The organism is Xanthomonas sp. fls2-241-TYG-148, assembly GCF_030208815.1.
Classification (GTDB): Bacteria; Pseudomonadota; Gammaproteobacteria; order Xanthomonadales; family Xanthomonadaceae; genus Xanthomonas; species Xanthomonas campestris.
Window position 1 is genome coordinate 1 of sequence record NZ_JARVTE010000015.1, and the last position, 15,636, is coordinate 15,636.

The window sequence follows — 15,636 nt, forward strand, 5'->3', positions numbered from 1 at the left end:
TAGTGTGCCCGGAGACCTCTAATTATGGATGGATCAATTTTACGGGGAGTCGACAACAGGGCTTCGGGCTTCCACGCTGCATTGCGTTCATGCGCATCGTTGCTGCTGAGGCAGACAGCTTCCCAAAGCTTGCACAGCACGCCTACGAGTCCAGCTTTCGCGGGGCCGTGGAAGGTGTCTTAGAGGCACTAGTAGGGCCTGCAGGCGAAGGTGCAAGAGACAACGGCAGCGCAGAGAGATCGGCAATTCGTTTTGTCGAAGTTGCGCTACAACCGCTGTCTTTTCAAGCGACTTTTGGAGCAGATCCGAAGCAGATCTACTCACGGGCAGACGGGATGATTGAGGACGCGATCCTTCTTCTAAAGGCGCGAGGGGACCTGAACTCGCCGGATTGACTGCCAAAGCATCAATGCTCGTTTTTGACACGAAGCGAGACCTAGATGACAACCCTTCATCGAATCCTTACGGCGATCAACACATGTCAAGCAAGAAAGAAATTACTGCCATTTACCGCACCCTGAGTCGCACCTACACGACGTTCGACCAGACCGACGATCCCTGGATGACCAATGGGCTATCCAGCACGCCATTTCGAAGCATTGTCTCAGGCGCGCTATCCACGATGACCACGACAAAACGTGTGGTTTCAGCCTGCGTGCCGCTCTTCAAGAAGGTCGCTACCTTCGAGGAGCTGTACGCAATGGACGACGAAGAGCTTCGCGCAATCATCAAACCAGTAGCGCACTACAACAAGAAAACCAAGAGTCTGAAAGAGATGTGCCGTCAAATTATCGAAGACTTCGACGGGCAGCTCCCTAACACCAAAGAGGATCTCCTGAAGCTCCAAGGCGTAGGGCTCAAGGTTGCTAGCTTGATCATGAATTTCATCTTCGAGGAGCCGTTGATTGCAGTCGACACGCACATTCATCGGCTGCTGAACAGATTGGGCATCGTGCATACCACGTCCACCGACGTGACGACGCGAGAGATCAACGAACTGACCCCAAAGAACTACAAACGACATGCACACGAGTGGCTAATCCAGCACGGCATGCAAATCTGCCGCGCTAGAAGCCCCAAGTGTGAGGAGTGCGTAATCCGGTCCCACTGTGAGTTCTACTCTGAGCGTCGAACGGCTTGAGCCGCCTGCCGCTTTCCGGCAAGTAGATGATCGCGAGCGCCTGAGGGAGAAGGCCACGCGGAACACACGCTCCAGTCCTCGGCTCGGTCTACAAACGTGGCCGGCGGGTCCGAATCTACACCCGGTTCACATCGAGCTCGACGTCCTGAAAGTCTGCAGCGGGGAGGGGGGCCCTAGTGGATCCGGAGCCCACTAATAGGAAGGGCTAACGGCACCAAGTCGGGTCAGGCAAGCCCGAGCAGGCTGCATATGTATGAGGTGGCGATAGAGACAGCAGGGCCGAACTCTCGCGGAACGGATTCTAAAGCGCCGAGATAGCTTCTCAGGGTAGCAAAAATACTAACGGCTCAAGAAATTGTTCGCACCGTAATCCTTTGGTTCCAGGTTCGAATCCTGGCGGGCCCACCACACGATGCAAGGTTGTGTTTTTTTGTTCTTGTAAGCATAAGTTGTCCGGCGCAAGCCGCGGCACTGGTGTCCCAAGGCTATAGGCCGGCATCGCCTCTTCTCAAAAAAACACCGCCAAAACAATTGCGTACGGAATTTGGTTGGCGATACAGAAAGCCAAACGGCGAATTCTGCACCAGCGCATCCGCCATATGCCCGCGAAACATCTTAGGGATCCGCTGGGTAGGATCCTCCAGGGTCCTGCGCCAAGCTTTGGCGTGTAAGGGCTGGAGACTCTCCGGGTTTCCCCATACGCCGATGTTGCGCAAGGCCCGTTGGACGATCTTGGCGACTTGGTTCTGTTCCATACGGGCGAGATCCAAAGCACTCTGGTGATGGATGTTTCGCAGCACTCGATAGCGCGCCTTGGACTGCGCAGGCGGTGATCGTGGGCGCGAGAACCATATTACAGCTCTGAAGCTTCAGATTTTAAAAAGGCCGGTTAATTTGACCGACCAATCTCGCGAACGAGAATTTTGCTGGTATACAGCCAATAAGACTGCATGAACCCCGCCCTTCATTTAGCCTGACTCAGGCTGATCTTGGCCCCTTGATGCTTGGGGTTGCTCCAAGCCGCCATCGAGAGAATAGTGATCCTCATATGAGATCCAAAGAATGCCGTCTGCACCGCCATCGAGCATCGTGCGACCGTCATTCTGATTCTCGATCAAGAAGTTCGGCAGATCGATTCGTACTGGGAGATCGCCAACCGGCCTCCCGCCAACTTTGATCTTCATTGTAGTCCTGATCAACACTTCGCCACTATTCGTCGGCGGTGAAGGAGAATTTAGGGAGATCTCGAATGGATCAGCATGCATCTTAAGTATGCGCCCACGCAGCAGGTCGTATGCCAAGTCAATATCCGCTGCCTCTTGGCTTGAAATCTCAAAATCGCTTTCGAGAGAGAAGTCAGAATTCAAATGTTTGGCGATGAGATGCAAGCGACCAATGATAACGAGCAGTCGCGCGAAAGAAGAGAAGATGCCACTTTCATCGGGCCGACTTGTGAACTTGCCACGCCTTCCCGCGAAATGATACTCAGCATGCATGCCGTCATCTCGGATAGCTGCATGCGCCCATTCAAGCATACCCGCTAGCTCGCCGAACGTCTTCAAGGGCTTGGTGCTAAGCACTGCCAAACGCAGACCCAGATTGGCCTGCGCCGTCCCTAAGGCGTCTTTGTTTAGCTTTAGTACCAAGTCGAAGAGCGACTCAAGTTGTCGATTCGAGATGGCAATCCCCGCACTGCCTGAGAAGACTTCCACCAGTGTTGTCAGAGAGGGGCTGAGGGGTGAGTGGCGTTCGCCCGGATAAATACGAAATAGCCCCTGTCGACGACCAACAGCGGTGATCGACAAACTGTTCGTGCTTGGCTTCTCGGAGTGCAAGCGATCAAGAAGGGGCGATCCAGTCATCTGCATCGACTTGACGGAGAAGGAGCCCGGCAGGCCAAACTCAATCAAGTCACGCAACACCCTTCCGTCCTCGGAAGAACCATCCACCTCCATTGATACCTGGATGTCGACGGGCTCGCTCTTTGCTCTAATTTCATGAGTCTCTTTTCCATTGATCACATCGACTTTAACTTCGAACCTATTGTCTAGTGAGCTAAGTAAAGACTCCTCTCATGAGCACTCTTAGCTGCACTGCCCGCTAGCTCACCTGATTGGGCCAGCGCAACATCTAAGAATCTCTCCAAACGAGCTTGGTTCGTAAGATCATTGGAAAGGTCAAGCTTCACACCCGCATAGCCCGAGCCCGACAAGCGACCTAGGTTCTTTGCAACCCAATCTTGAGCATGGATCCAGTAAAGCTTTCCAGCCTGATTGGCACGAACGATCAGCACCGGAATCGGATTTCTGCCGTACTGAGCAAGGCGAAATTTCGCAACTGGAGCAACCAGAGACTTTCGCTTGTTTGTGGTAGCTGCGCCCTTCACCTGGACGAGAAAGCGACCACCGGCGTACCGATCTTGGCTGGGCTCTACGTATAAATCGTAGCCCACATCGACACGATCGCGGCCGACCGTCCACCCCCAGCGTGTGAACAAGAGAGCTACCTCGTCCTCCGCTATGACGCCGATCTGAGTATTTTCGGGAAAATTGGCCATGTTGCTTTGAGTTTGAGACCGAAGCCGCAAATCTATTAGACAGAAGCCGCAAATCTATAGGTACCTAAGTGAGTCTGCAACGAAGATTGCAGGAAATGGACCACACCTAATGGAGCTGAATCCTGTGGCCAATTCTGATCTGCCTAGCCGCGTCCGCTCCTCGCCGACCCGGATGTAGATCCGGCCGACAGGTTATATTTCAAAAATTCTGTTTAACCGTTTAAATTTCATCTTCTCGCTAATTTTCAGCGAAGGAGATCCGGAAGATCGTATAGCAATCGCAAAGCTTCGGGCCATCCGGCCTCCGAGAACAATTGTAGGATCTCGACCAGCATCGCACGTCGCATGGGGTCGTCGAAGATGCCTCGATGGTCCGCAATATACAGCTTCACGACCTTTACAACGGCGGTGTTGCCAAGACTCTCGTAGTGATACCCCTCTTTGGCGCCCACCCCGGTGAGGATCGAGTAAATCGCTCCAAATACGGCTACCGGGTCGCCGGGGATCAGATACTCATACAGCTCGATCAGGCGATGAAGCGTTCCGGGCTCGCGGGACTTCTGGAGGAGCCCGAGGATCTCCGCATAGTCTGCCAAGAAGCGTGACTTCGTTTTGGGATTGCTCAGCCCGAGCCCATTCTCCTTGCCCCCTGTCCATACGCCAGCACCGAAGTAGAGTTGATTCATGGCGTGGTGAATCACACGCTCGGCGGCGATGTAGCGCTCACCGGCGGATTTGCTCTCCTCTTGCGTGGTTGCGGACGTCAGAGTTGCGTGCTCCTTGGCCGATATCGCTAACGCCGGCCCTAGGATAACTTTGAGCCCATCCTGCGCGCGGTCACACATGTCTTGGTCGTCTTGCTCGGCATCAGCCGCGTAGCGGCCAAAGAATGCGCCCCGCACGCAGGAGGTGTACGCGTTCAGCGCATGCTGGAAGCGCTGGGGGTCGGCTGCCCATTCCTCAAGCCAGGCGCGTGCAATCGGCCGACCTTGCCCAGCGTGCAGTTGCGCGGCCCATCCGCCGAGACATTCTTGCAGGAGGTCCCTGGAGCCGTCCTTGTCGGAGAACTCGCTGAGCCTGTCCTTCGCCGAAGTCAGGATGCGTTCGCAGCGTTCCGGCTCGGCATGGCTGAACCGTCCCAGCGCGTGCGCGAGGTATGACGTCAGGACCTGCTCGTCGCTCTCGCTGGCGACGATGCGCTCGCCCATCGACCACATCCGGTCGGGGGCCGCCTTGCAGATGACCTGGAGGTCTCGCGCGGCTTGCAGCCTCACGGCGGGCTTCTCGTCCTGCAGGATCGCTTCGATCTGATCGACGATCTCCGGTCGCTCCTCGGCGAACCGCGGCGCCAGGGAGATCCATGCTTCCGCTGCGTATACTCTCACTGACAGGTTATCCCAGCTGATGCTCATGCCTCGGTCTCGCGAGGTTTGGGGTACTTGTTCGACGACAGCCTGCCGAGCACCGCGAACATCGTGTCCAGGTCTGGTAGACCGTCTACGCCCGGCGCGTAGTTCGGGCTGGAGGCGACAAGCTCGACGGCGTTCGCGATGTGACCCCAGGCAGAGCGGTCGATTTGCTCGTGGAGCCCAGGATTGTCGTCGGCCATCGTCATCATAGCCATTGCGTTCAACCATAGCGCCGCGAGTGCGGCCGCGTTGCTGTCGCCCGGCGTGGCCTTGTATTTGGCGTTCAGCGCGTTCGATGCATCGAGGACCATTCGGTTGGGACCTGCATCCATGTTGACGCCGTCTCGGCGCAGCCGCTCCATCTCCCAATCTTCGTGGCCGCCCAACGAGCTGTAGAAGTTTCTGATCGGCCGGTTCTCCTCCAACTCCCCATCCGTTTCCATCCCGCGTCGCTGATCACGGGTAACTTCGAGGGCGAGCTGTTCCTCTGGGATGAGCGCGAACAGCCGGCCTAAGATGCGTCGCCACCTTTTCGTCCGCTCCTCATCAGGATGCCGCGCGTCATCCATTGCCATCGTCTCGAAGCGTTCCTTCGCCTCCGGCGTCCTCGACGGCCAGACGGCGGCGACGAAGCGCACCGCGTCGCGGAGGGTGTCGCCGTTCTCGATCAGGTCGGGCTTCGCCATCATCGACCAGACTAGGTCGCCGACCTCCCCGACGCGTTCGCTCGCCACGCCGAGGATGCGGGTCCACACGGAGGCGGCAGCATAGTCCAGCGATGCCGCATCGACGCTCTTCGAGAACGCATCGACGTCGCATCCTCGCAGGAATTTCACGAAGTTCGTGAGGAGGTCGTCCTCTCTTCCCGGCGCATCCTCGTCCTTCTCGTCCCAAGCGTTGAATTCGACGTCGTGGCCGCGGAACTCGACCTTCGCGGTGCCGAGGTCGATGACCACGGGTTCGTCGGGTTCGCCATAGCCTTCCGTCGCGGCCTTGCCGATGACCGCGTCGATGACCGCGCGTGTGCCATGCTTGGGCGATATCTCGAGGAACCTGCCGAGCGATCTTCCCAGATGCCAACGCGAATGCTCGTAGTCCTGCCGCCGATTTGACGACAACGGCATGATGCGGCTCTGTGAACCGCCGAAGGCAGACGTGGCGGTGTCGGTGATCATCTGGCCGTAGATGCAGCGATACACCTCTACCGCGAAGGCAGGGTCCGCCGCGGCGATCGGGATGATCTGCTCGGACAGCCAGGGGGCCTCGCGGTCGGCGTGCTGGGAGAAGTGCGGGTCACGCAGGATGCGGTCGAGCAGAGCGCGTGATGCCGCGACGTCAGAGGCGAAGCTCTTTCCCACGAACCTGATCGCGCTGACGCTGGTCGCTTGGAGTGGTGGCGAATGTGACCAGGCGAATCCCAGCATCGCCCGCGCTGCGTGCCCGAAGACGTCGAGCAGGCCGGCGTCTGTGAGGTCGCCGTGCTCGAACAGGGCGTGCATAAGCACCCGGGCGGGATCGATTAGCGGGAGCCGGTCGGCCCGCGTGAGCCTTTCGGACAGAGTGGCCCAGGCGATCGCTCGCTCTGGCGTGACGCTGCGGGTCGCCTCGATCTCCATTGCCACGAAGCGACTGAGGCGGTTCAACAGGCCCGCGAGCGTCGCATCGTCGGGCGTCGCCGCCACGCGGTCGATGAGACCGACGAGGTCTCCGATGTCGGTCACGTTGTCCGAGAGGATGCGCAGCGCGATGTTGCCGAGCACCGGATCGACCTTGGTCGCCGAGAATATGTCGCCCACCAGCTTCCAGCTCTGGGGCCGTCCCGCTGTGTCGGCGCGCCAGATCCGCTCGATCGCGAACCGGAGCGCTGGCGCGAGCAGAAGCGCGGCCGAGGTGTCGCCCTCGAGCTGCGCGGTCAGTCGATCGGGATCGTGCCACGCGAGGTAGAACCGGCCGGCGACGTGATCGAACAGGACGTGATGGGAGAAGCTCACCAGGTCACCCGCAGTGGCCAGCACCCCGGCTTGGATGACTTTGTCGACATCAATGTGCCGTATGTCGACCTTGCGGACGGCGAGTCTGCGGCTTGCCGCCATGGTCGTCACGGCCTCGGCTGCAGCCTGGATCATACCGTGGGTCGGCATACGGCGGTCCTCGTAGGCGTCGATGAGCCCCGACTGGGTCGCGATCTCGGCGAACCTCACCGGATCCGCGCCGTCAGCCAGTAGCTCGGCGGCTAGGGACAGGTTGAATACGTTGCGCAGTAGCTCGGCCAGCACTTCGGTTGCTGAAGCAAGCAGTGCCGCTACCTCCGCGGATGCGGCCCCGGCCGCAGCGAGATCTCGGTCGGTCAGACGAGGGATAGAGAAGTGCCGGATGCTGCCAAGGGTTGCGTCGGCGTGCGTGGCGTCGGCCGGGGCGCCTGCGAAGGCTGCGCGATACCGACGGCCATTGCGCAGGTCGAATGTGCGGATCGACGCGACCACCGTCCATTCGTCGCTGAGCTCGGCCGTGGCTCGTTCAATCAGGGTAGCGAAAACGCCCTCAGACAATCCGCCACGCGCCGCGTCCAGCGCGTCGATGATCAGGAACCGCGGTTGCGATCCCGGCGCGGCTGACAGTACTTCGACAAGGTCATGGCCGAGGCGCAGCTCCGAATTGAGGTCTGCGGCTATAGCGACGCCCGGGAAGCGATCGACCGAGAGGAAGACTACAAGAGCGCCCTCAGCGATGAGGGACCTCGCCGCGTGAACGAGCGCGCCGGTCTTGCCGGCGCCTGGCTCTCCGACGACGAGAAGGGAACCGGCCTTGATCGCCACCGACATCGGCGCGTCGCTTTCGCGCGTGATCGTGATGCCACCGGCGAGTGGAAGCTCCCCGTGGACAGCGAGTCGGTTCAGTTCTGCTGCGGTAACCGCATGCAGCCGTGCGACATCCTCGTGATAGCGCGGAGCGCCCACATCCATGTGGCCGCGCCGCCGGAGGGCCCGCAGCAGGCCGTCGCGATCCGCAGGCGCTCCGCTTCCGATGAGGTCGCGCATGATGCCGCGCAGGTCGCGCAAAGGCGCGTCGCCTGCGGCATCGCTGCCGTAGAGATGACGGCCGAGTAGCGTCGAGGCCTCGCGCCAGTCGGCATCGCCTTCGTCCATGGCGAATCTCGCGACGTGGAAGGACCGGGCCATGTCGGTTAGGTCGTCAGCGGTGGGCGCAACCTTGTGTGTGGCTGTCCACGCTGCCGTGACAATCGTTTCCAGCGCACTGAGTGCGGTGCGCTGCGCGGCGTTGCGTCCATCCTTCGTAAGGGCCCATGCGCCACCCAGGTCGAACGCTCGGCAACCGGCCTCCAGGTCGTCGAGGGTGCGGGCCGCGTCCGCGCGCACCGCCAGCACGGCGGCGCTGCGCGTCGGGTCTGGCGCCGCGCCTGACGCCTTTGCTTCAGACATCCACTCTGCGAGCTGAGCGCCGGTCTTCGCCAGTGGCGCTTTGTCGCCAGTTGCGAGCGTAGCCGAGGTCTTGTTCTGGACGTACAGCGCGCCGCCATCGGATTGCGAAACCTCGATGTCGTCCAAACCAACGCCAGTCTCAAGCCGGATTTCAACCGGCAACGCCATGTTGTTGATACCGAAGCGGCCGCCGACCGGAAGCCGCGCCAGGATGTGAACCGCGAACCAAGCCGCCACTGCGGCTTGGAACGCCATGCCGGCTTCGGTCGCCCTGCCGCCTGCACGCATCGGCTTGGTTTCTGGTGCTTTCTTAGGTGCCGTGGTCATCCAGACACTGTGCCTGAATTTCATTAATGCACAAGCATCTCACCTCGGCTGCTGAAGGAGGTCCGCAGGGTGCTTCGACGTTGCTGTTCAACTGTCGGCCATGACGGTTATTGATTTGGGGACGAAAGACATGTTGCAGCGGTCTAGCGGACTGCTCCCATTGCAAAATGCTCAATCGTCTGAAGCCCCACAGTAGAGCGTTGATGGCCGAAGAAGCCGAGGAGCTTTGTGAGCTCCCGGCAGCCGCTCGGAGCAAATGCCAAGTTGTTCACCTGTGTCTGGACGCGATCAAACCTGGGAGCCCAGCGACCTACATCGATCTTCGTGCCAAGCTTGAACCACCCCCAACCGATGTTGAGCGTAGATGCGTCATCCGGCACTTTGCCGAGTGCACGCTGCACCTCCCGGCCCAAGGTGTTAAGCCGCCTACGTTCGGCTGCGATTGCTTTGAACTCGCCGGCCGACACGGCCTCCTGGAATTGACTGAGCCAAGCACGCAGTTCTGACAGCTGGTCACGCATCTGCGAAGCCACTACGAACACGTCACCGAGCGAGGTGGCATCCCGAAGGACCAGGGTTGGCAGAGCAGGAAGTAGGACACGGACTCCAACAACCCCATCGTCCGCCATAGATGTCGGGTATAGCGTATCCCGGTGCTTGGCAACTTCTGCCTTGAACTCGCCCAGCGCTGTCGGGGGTGACGGCAAAGCCAGCCCGGCCCGCTGGAACAATCGCCTCCTGAGCGGATGAGGTGTGTATGGGCTGGCATAGACCCACGCCCGGGCCAACATACCTGCGCCTCCCCACACCAGTTGAGAAGTGAAGACGTGAGGAGTTGTCTCGTTCTCTTTCCAGGCAGATTCGTTGGTTGCCTGCTCCTTCACCATGGCGTCGTTGAGGAGCAACCGCCGAAGAAAAGCAGCCCTCGGCTCCTCAAGCCGCTCGGGATTCTGCAGAAAGCCGTGGGGCCTTACGATCGAGCGCAGCGCCAGCTCGCTCAATGCGTCTCCGCGCCCAAACCAGGCATCGTGGAAACGGTCATCGACCAGGATCTGGTCGCGCAGTACGACATCGGTCAGCAGATCGAACAGCGCCTCGAAATCAATGGCGGCCTGCGGTATCGCCTTGGGCGTCTGCCCTGGGTCGGTCAGCGGTGCAATACCCGGATTGTCATCTGGATCTATTCCCTGCGCCATAAGGTCGCTGACAGCCTGCAGCGACCAGTTGTCGGCGATAACCCGCTGTCCCATCAGCCATCCTTTGCTAAAAAAGTGAACAGAGTGCCTAAAGCCACACCATTACAGTCCAGCAAGACCGGGGGCGCGACCGGCCCCGGCCGCGCAGAATCGCCGCTTGTCACGATGCCAGCATCGTCGCACCTCGCGGCCCTCACCAAACGCACTGGAGTTAAGACCAGAACTCTAGCCGAACTTGCGAGCGATCATGGACACCGTGCTGAAGGCCAGGAGGTGATAGCACAGAGACAATGTTAAGTCCCGGCTATGGCTCACACTCACCGCGCTCTGGGCTGGCAGTGGGCTCCTGTTCGTGTTCATGGTGGTGCTTCCGTAGATTGCACTGTTGTCCCTGAGTCTCTAGCGCCGGCCGAAGCGGAATACAGCTAGAAATCAACCTCGGCCAAAGCTCCACTACTAGCTATCTGAGCTGCAATCGACCAGCCCTCTGACCATGTGGACTGGCGCACCAGAGGCCGCACAAACCTGGGCCACAAGTTCTTTGATTGTCAGCTGCGCACGCATGTCAGCTCTTGAGGCAATGGCCGCAATCGCTCTTTCCCTTAACTTGTTTGCTTTGCTCTTCTTCCACTTCAAATGCTTTTCACTGAGCGTCGTCGTCAGGTCCCGGAAGGTGCCACGGGCAGCCGAAATGCTGAAATCGTTATTCCTGCAAAACTCTTCCGAAGATGGGAATGGCGGGCCGCTTTGAATCGCCAACTCCAGCTTGGCTTTGAACCAGGCGGTTCGCTTCTGTCGTAGATGCGAGGACGGGCGAGCAACCCGTGTCTTGGGTGGCCGCTTGATGTCCAAGGTCGCCTGGCGTGCGGCTTGTGATGGGTCCACGATTAGCTGTAGGGCATCGACACCGAAGTGTGTCGCCACCGCGACCAGCGTGGTCAGCTGCGGCTTGGCAGGCAGACTTCGGTTGTGAATGATGTCGCCCAAGTGCTTGGCAACATATTGTTCTGCGCCCTCTATATCCTGGAAGAACCTCCGGATCGGATGCGTCTGCGCTGCCCCCATGGAGCCGATGCCACGAACGAGCACCTCGATCTGCTCCTCCCCGAACTCAGGCCGGGGGGCATATTCCGCTTTCGTGACCTTCGCAGCTAGGCTCTGCCTACAGAGCCTGCAGAGATGGAGCTCCTCTCGGCTTGAGTCACTGGCTTGGTAAACGCCGCAATGCGGACAGCTAGAACGCAAGCGAAGCCTATGCACACTACATCGCCTGTAGCCCTGCACGCGCCACACCAATCGATCATATGTGGGCTCGCCTGACGCAATGTCGTCTCTAAAGCAGCCGGGGCACCAGGAGCGCGAGTGGGCGATGGAGCCGATGCAGTTCGCAGCGCATACGTTCCTGAGCGGCAGCAACGTGCATCCTGTGAAGTCGATGCCTAGCGCGTCACGGAGTGCCTCAACGGCCAATGAGACATTTGGGCTGTATCCGTCCCAACGCAGCTCTTCGCATCGCGGCAGATATCTACCCCGCTCAACCTCCCACCAATCGCGAAGGTTTGTCACAAACTGGTGCCGGGTTACACCGTGCGCTACCGCCAGACGCTGCAGCACGGACGAGAGGCACTCCACTTCAAGCGCTCCGACGGCGACAGGCCGCACCGAAAAGTAGCGCGTCATAGCGCCATCTCGGGCTTCGCAAGGGAGTCACGCGTCGGCTTTCGCCTCCCCGGCTTCAGCCGTCGAGATTTTCGGCCTGTACCCCCGTCACTTGTCGAATGTGTGCTGCTTGCCTTCTCGCCTTGGTGCCCACTTTCGATAGGCCTAAGGACACTTTCCCCATAGTCAATCTCGCTGGCTATAGCGTCGATCTGCTGATAATAGCGTACGTTTCGAAAGTGCTCATTTCGCAGCCGCGTGGCGCCTGATGCATCCATCTGCCCCAGTGCGGCAAGCACCCAGCTGCTGATAAGACCACACGAGCCCAGGGTGCCGTCATAGACAAGATCGCTCATGGAGAGGAGCGAATTACCTCTCGCCCATGGGAGAAGCTGATCGAACGTAGCCAGGATCGACTCGAACTGCCCCATCTGGGCATCGCTTCTTCCGTAGCGTGGGAACTCAATCAGCGTGAGCCTGCCATTAAAATGCGCCGAGCAGAAGCATCCCTTCAGAAGCTCGTATCCCCCAACAAGCACAATCACCGCACCAGTCTCGTTGCCCAAGCACTTCAGCGACTCAAGCGCAGCTTCCCTGCCACCGCTATTCTTGATCCTTAGAAGATGGTGCGCCTCGTCGACGATGATCAGCTTGGCCTCTCTGTGCTTGATCGCCCTTCGGAGCGCCAAACGCGCGTTCGTTTCGGTCTGTGATACTCGGAACTTGCCGATTGACGCACCGTAGAACGGGTGCTCCAACTGGCCAAGTAGATCAAGTGTCAGATATCGCATCGACATGAAGCCGGCATCGGTCCTACTACAATCGACCACGACGTAAGGAACGTATCCATCCTGCATCTGCGGATACACCTGCTTCGCTGCAGCGCGGATGGCTGTGCTCTTGCCCACTCGCGTTGGCCCCACCAGCGCCAGAACGGAGCCAGGTATGGCAAATGTCATCTGTGAAACGGCAGCTCTAATGGTCTGGTCGAAGTGAAAGTGCCTCACTTTGGCACTGGCGATGCTATCTCGCAGTGGCATCATGACCAGTACTCCGTCTTCAGGGGGGCCGCCTCGACATGTCTTGTCGGCAACTTCCTCCTTGTTTCTGCACGCTTAGTTGGCTTCGCCTGTGCCTGCTTGGGTTGTAACTTTGCAGCAAGCTGCCTAGTGAGCTCGGCAGAAGCAATTGCAGCCTCCTTCCTCAGCGCACTACGCACATTTGAGCACTCCAAGTGGCGAATTGAAGCAAGCGCAGGGGTGAAATCTTGGCTGAGATCCGTTGCGCTTGGAGATCCATGACGACATGTGACAAGCACACCATCAACGAGGGCGTACAAGACATTCATGTCCCACGGTTCTTCGAAGATTTGCAGCGGAGCGTGGCAATCTCTGATGTCAAAGAGCTTTGGATGAGTGAACCAGCGGCCCAAGTGCCGGATTCCGCGAGCCAAGTCCACCTTCAACCTTTTCTTCAGGGGCATGGCAGTGAGTGCCAGGAAATCGGTGCTAAATGGTGTTAAAACACCGCTCTCGGGAAAGAGAGACAATGCGTTAGCGGACTTGGCAGATCGAGTGTCCACATCGGCGCTCGCTGCACTATGATTGAAGAGCTCGAATGTGAATCTATCGATGGCATCATGAGCCTCAGCAAGCGTCCAATCCGCGTGGGATCTTCCCTTGTGTGTCATGACCGCAGAGCGCTCTCTGTTGTCATTATTCGTATTGCCGAGTTGCGAACTTAAGAAGGCTTTCAATGAGTGAAACCAGCCTTCAATGACGCCTCCGTACCTAGGGCAGCCGGGCGGCCGACGTTGAATCGTCACTCCAAGTCGACCTAACACCACCTCGAAATACTCGGCATGGAACTCGGCACCATTGTCGACCACGATTATCTCAGGCAATCGTCCATGTCGCCTGACGCAGTCACGAATGACGCCTAAGCAACTATGGCGACTTGGCGCCATGAAGCTAAGTGAAAAGGCCAGTACAGAGCCAGTCGCTTGGTCGCGCATTGCTGTGAGCTGGGGACGCTGCGTGTACCTCTTCTTTCCCTCTGCAACAACGACATGGACATCGCAGAGATAGTGGTCAACGTGTGCGCGTTCAAAGGCTCTGACCGGTGAAAGATGCTTCAGAGATGGTGCCACTGGGTGCGCAGCCGCCGCAGCCGCACGCTTCCCGCTGCGTGACGCAGCTACCTCTTCGGCAGGGATACGCTTGCCGCGCAAGGCGTAAGTACCGTAGGCAACGGGTACCGATGATCGAGCTAGCTCTCCTCTCGCAATCGCTTCTTGATGGTCAACCAGGTATTGGCCATATGCGGCCAAGCGCGAGAGACAAAGACTGCTCAGATAGTGTTTGCGCAAAGACGACGCGAGTAGAAATTCTTCATCCTCAGATAGACGTGGAGTCCTGTTACCTTTACGCCGATGATGAGGCCTGAGGGCAATAGGATTCCCGCCTGATGCCAGCAATTGATTTTTCCATCGGCGAATGCTTCGGCGGCAGCGATGGGTCGGTATTTCTCCACGCAAGACAAGGAGACGATGATGAGCTTCCTGCAGCTCTACACTTGACAGCTGGGCAGTATCTTCCTTGTCGACTGCCAGTGCCGCTCGCGCGGATGCCTGCGCTTTTATCGCATCCTTGGAGCGAGATATAAAGCACTCGCTCGGAACCGAGAGCCGTGAATGATCGACGTCAGTGAAAAGGCGACCCTGCTCGATTAGACGCACGATAGGGGTCGCTGTTGAGATATCAGCAGCAAGCATGAGCTGCCTCATGCTCAGCACCTCACTAGGCCCTAGCGCCGAAAGTATCCTGCCCAACTTTCGTGCAGCGCTCGGCTCAATTTCAGCACCGCGCACCTGAAGCATCAAGCGATAGTTGTCTACTCTTATCTTGTGTGACTGGCCAGCAGAGTAAATCAGATGCAGCAAGCCGATTTCAAAGAAGTGTTCAGATGCAGCCACATCTTTGGCTTCCACTCCGTCCCATGTCCATCGCCGAGGTTGCTCGCGAGACAGGCGCTCGCACTGATCTGCGGGCTTTACCTGGATCACATGGGCTTCGTTGCGTCTCATGACCAAAAAGTCCGGAACATAGGAGCAACGGCGGCGGCGTCCCTTTGAGTCAAGAACTACTAGTGCCACGCTCGGCGGCTGCTCCCAGTACTCAACAACGTCTGGGTCGTACTCTAGTTGGACCGCTAGGGCGAACTCTTCCGAGCTCTCCAATGCAATGGTGGATCCCATCTTGGAGCTTGGATAACGCCAGACCGTGTTACGTGTGTTGACTGACTCCACTCTGCGGGAAGGGGCGCTAGACCTAGTCTGATGTAGATAGGCGATTGCAAGCTGCGACAGACCCAAGCATTTAGCGTACTCAGCGAATTCGGCGACAGTGATAGGCATACGACCTCCTACGCCGCGGTTACCCGCGGCGGAGAAAGAGAAAAGGCTCGCGGAATGCCGCGGGGCTTGACTTCTTTGGAGGGCTACTCGCAATATCTAGCAACGGGCGACAATCCGTACGCTAGACCAAAGGCCGCACACTCGTAATGTGCGGCCTTTGCTTTTGAGGGCCCCGTAGCTGAACTAGCTCATGGGGTGATCTCCTCTCTATTCAGGGATTGATGCAGCCACTGGCAAACTTCTTCGCGTCTCGCAAACCAACCGCGGCGTCCTGGAATAGTGAACATCTTGATCGCCAAGCGACCGGTTCGTCGCGCCTTGGCAAGTGCCTCTCGTGAGGGAAAACCCATTAACCGCGCAGTGTCCGCTGCGCACAAAAGTGGGCTATCAGGCACGGACACGCCCGACAAGGTCACGCTCCAAACTTCGGACTCTGGACGCGCCAATGCGACCGACGGCTGAGAAGGCATGTTGGTTCCGCTCTATCCGGCT

10 protein-coding genes are annotated in these 15,636 nt (G+C 58.6%); 2 read left to right on the plus strand and 8 right to left on the minus strand.

Going from position 1 to position 15,636, the window contains the following annotated elements; genetic code table 11:
- Both QRM60_RS15360 and nth read left to right on the plus strand, forming a co-directional pair.
- A partial coding sequence (locus QRM60_RS15360; RefSeq protein ID WP_285446525.1) for a TetR/AcrR family transcriptional regulator C-terminal domain-containing protein occupies positions 1-395 on the plus strand: 395 nt, incomplete at its 5' end.
- Positions 396-478: 83 nt separating this feature from the next.
- Positions 479-1,141 (plus strand): endonuclease III, encoded by a 663-nt coding sequence (nth, locus tag QRM60_RS15365; protein ID WP_285446526.1) that lies wholly within the window; start codon positions 479-481, stop codon positions 1,139-1,141.
- Positions 1,142-2,109: 968 nt separating this feature from the next.
- Here the strand turns inward: nth and QRM60_RS15370 are convergent.
- The 8 genes from QRM60_RS15370 to QRM60_RS15405 all read right to left on the minus strand — a co-directional run bounded on the left by QRM60_RS15370 (position 2,110) and on the right by QRM60_RS15405 (position 14,718).
- Complete coding sequence (locus QRM60_RS15370) at positions 2,110-3,162, minus strand: hypothetical protein (RefSeq protein WP_285446527.1); 1,053 nt, start codon at positions 3,160-3,162, stop codon at positions 2,110-2,112.
- Positions 3,163-3,188: 26 nt separating this feature from the next.
- Positions 3,189-3,698, minus strand: coding sequence for a DUF4365 domain-containing protein (locus QRM60_RS15375; RefSeq protein ID WP_285446528.1), 510 nt, complete (start codon positions 3,696-3,698; stop codon positions 3,189-3,191).
- Between the two features lie 245 nt (positions 3,699-3,943).
- On the minus strand, positions 3,944-5,110 hold the full coding sequence (locus QRM60_RS15380) for a hypothetical protein (protein ID WP_285446529.1): 1,167 nt from the start codon (positions 5,108-5,110) through the stop codon (positions 3,944-3,946).
- The gene (locus tag QRM60_RS15385; protein ID WP_285446530.1) at positions 5,107-8,874 is read right to left on the minus strand and encodes a hypothetical protein; all 3,768 of its coding nucleotides are present in this window, start codon (positions 8,872-8,874) and stop codon (positions 5,107-5,109) included. The genes QRM60_RS15380 and QRM60_RS15385 overlap by 4 nt, the downstream gene beginning before the upstream one ends.
- Positions 8,875-9,017: 143 nt before the next feature.
- Complete coding sequence (locus tag QRM60_RS15390) at positions 9,018-10,124, minus strand: hypothetical protein (protein WP_285446531.1); 1,107 nt, start codon at positions 10,122-10,124, stop codon at positions 9,018-9,020.
- A 402-nt stretch (positions 10,125-10,526) separates the two neighbouring features.
- On the minus strand, positions 10,527-11,159 hold the full coding sequence (locus QRM60_RS15395) for a hypothetical protein (RefSeq protein WP_285446532.1): 633 nt from the start codon (positions 11,157-11,159) through the stop codon (positions 10,527-10,529).
- 587 nt (positions 11,160-11,746) lie between these two features.
- Positions 11,747-12,772, minus strand: coding sequence for an AAA family ATPase (locus QRM60_RS15400; RefSeq protein WP_285446533.1), 1,026 nt, complete (start codon positions 12,770-12,772; stop codon positions 11,747-11,749).
- The gene (locus QRM60_RS15405; protein ID WP_285446534.1) at positions 12,769-14,718 is read right to left on the minus strand and encodes a DDE-type integrase/transposase/recombinase; all 1,950 of its coding nucleotides are present in this window, start codon (positions 14,716-14,718) and stop codon (positions 12,769-12,771) included. The genes QRM60_RS15400 and QRM60_RS15405 overlap by 4 nt, the downstream gene beginning before the upstream one ends.
- Positions 14,719-15,636: the final 918 nt, after the last annotated feature.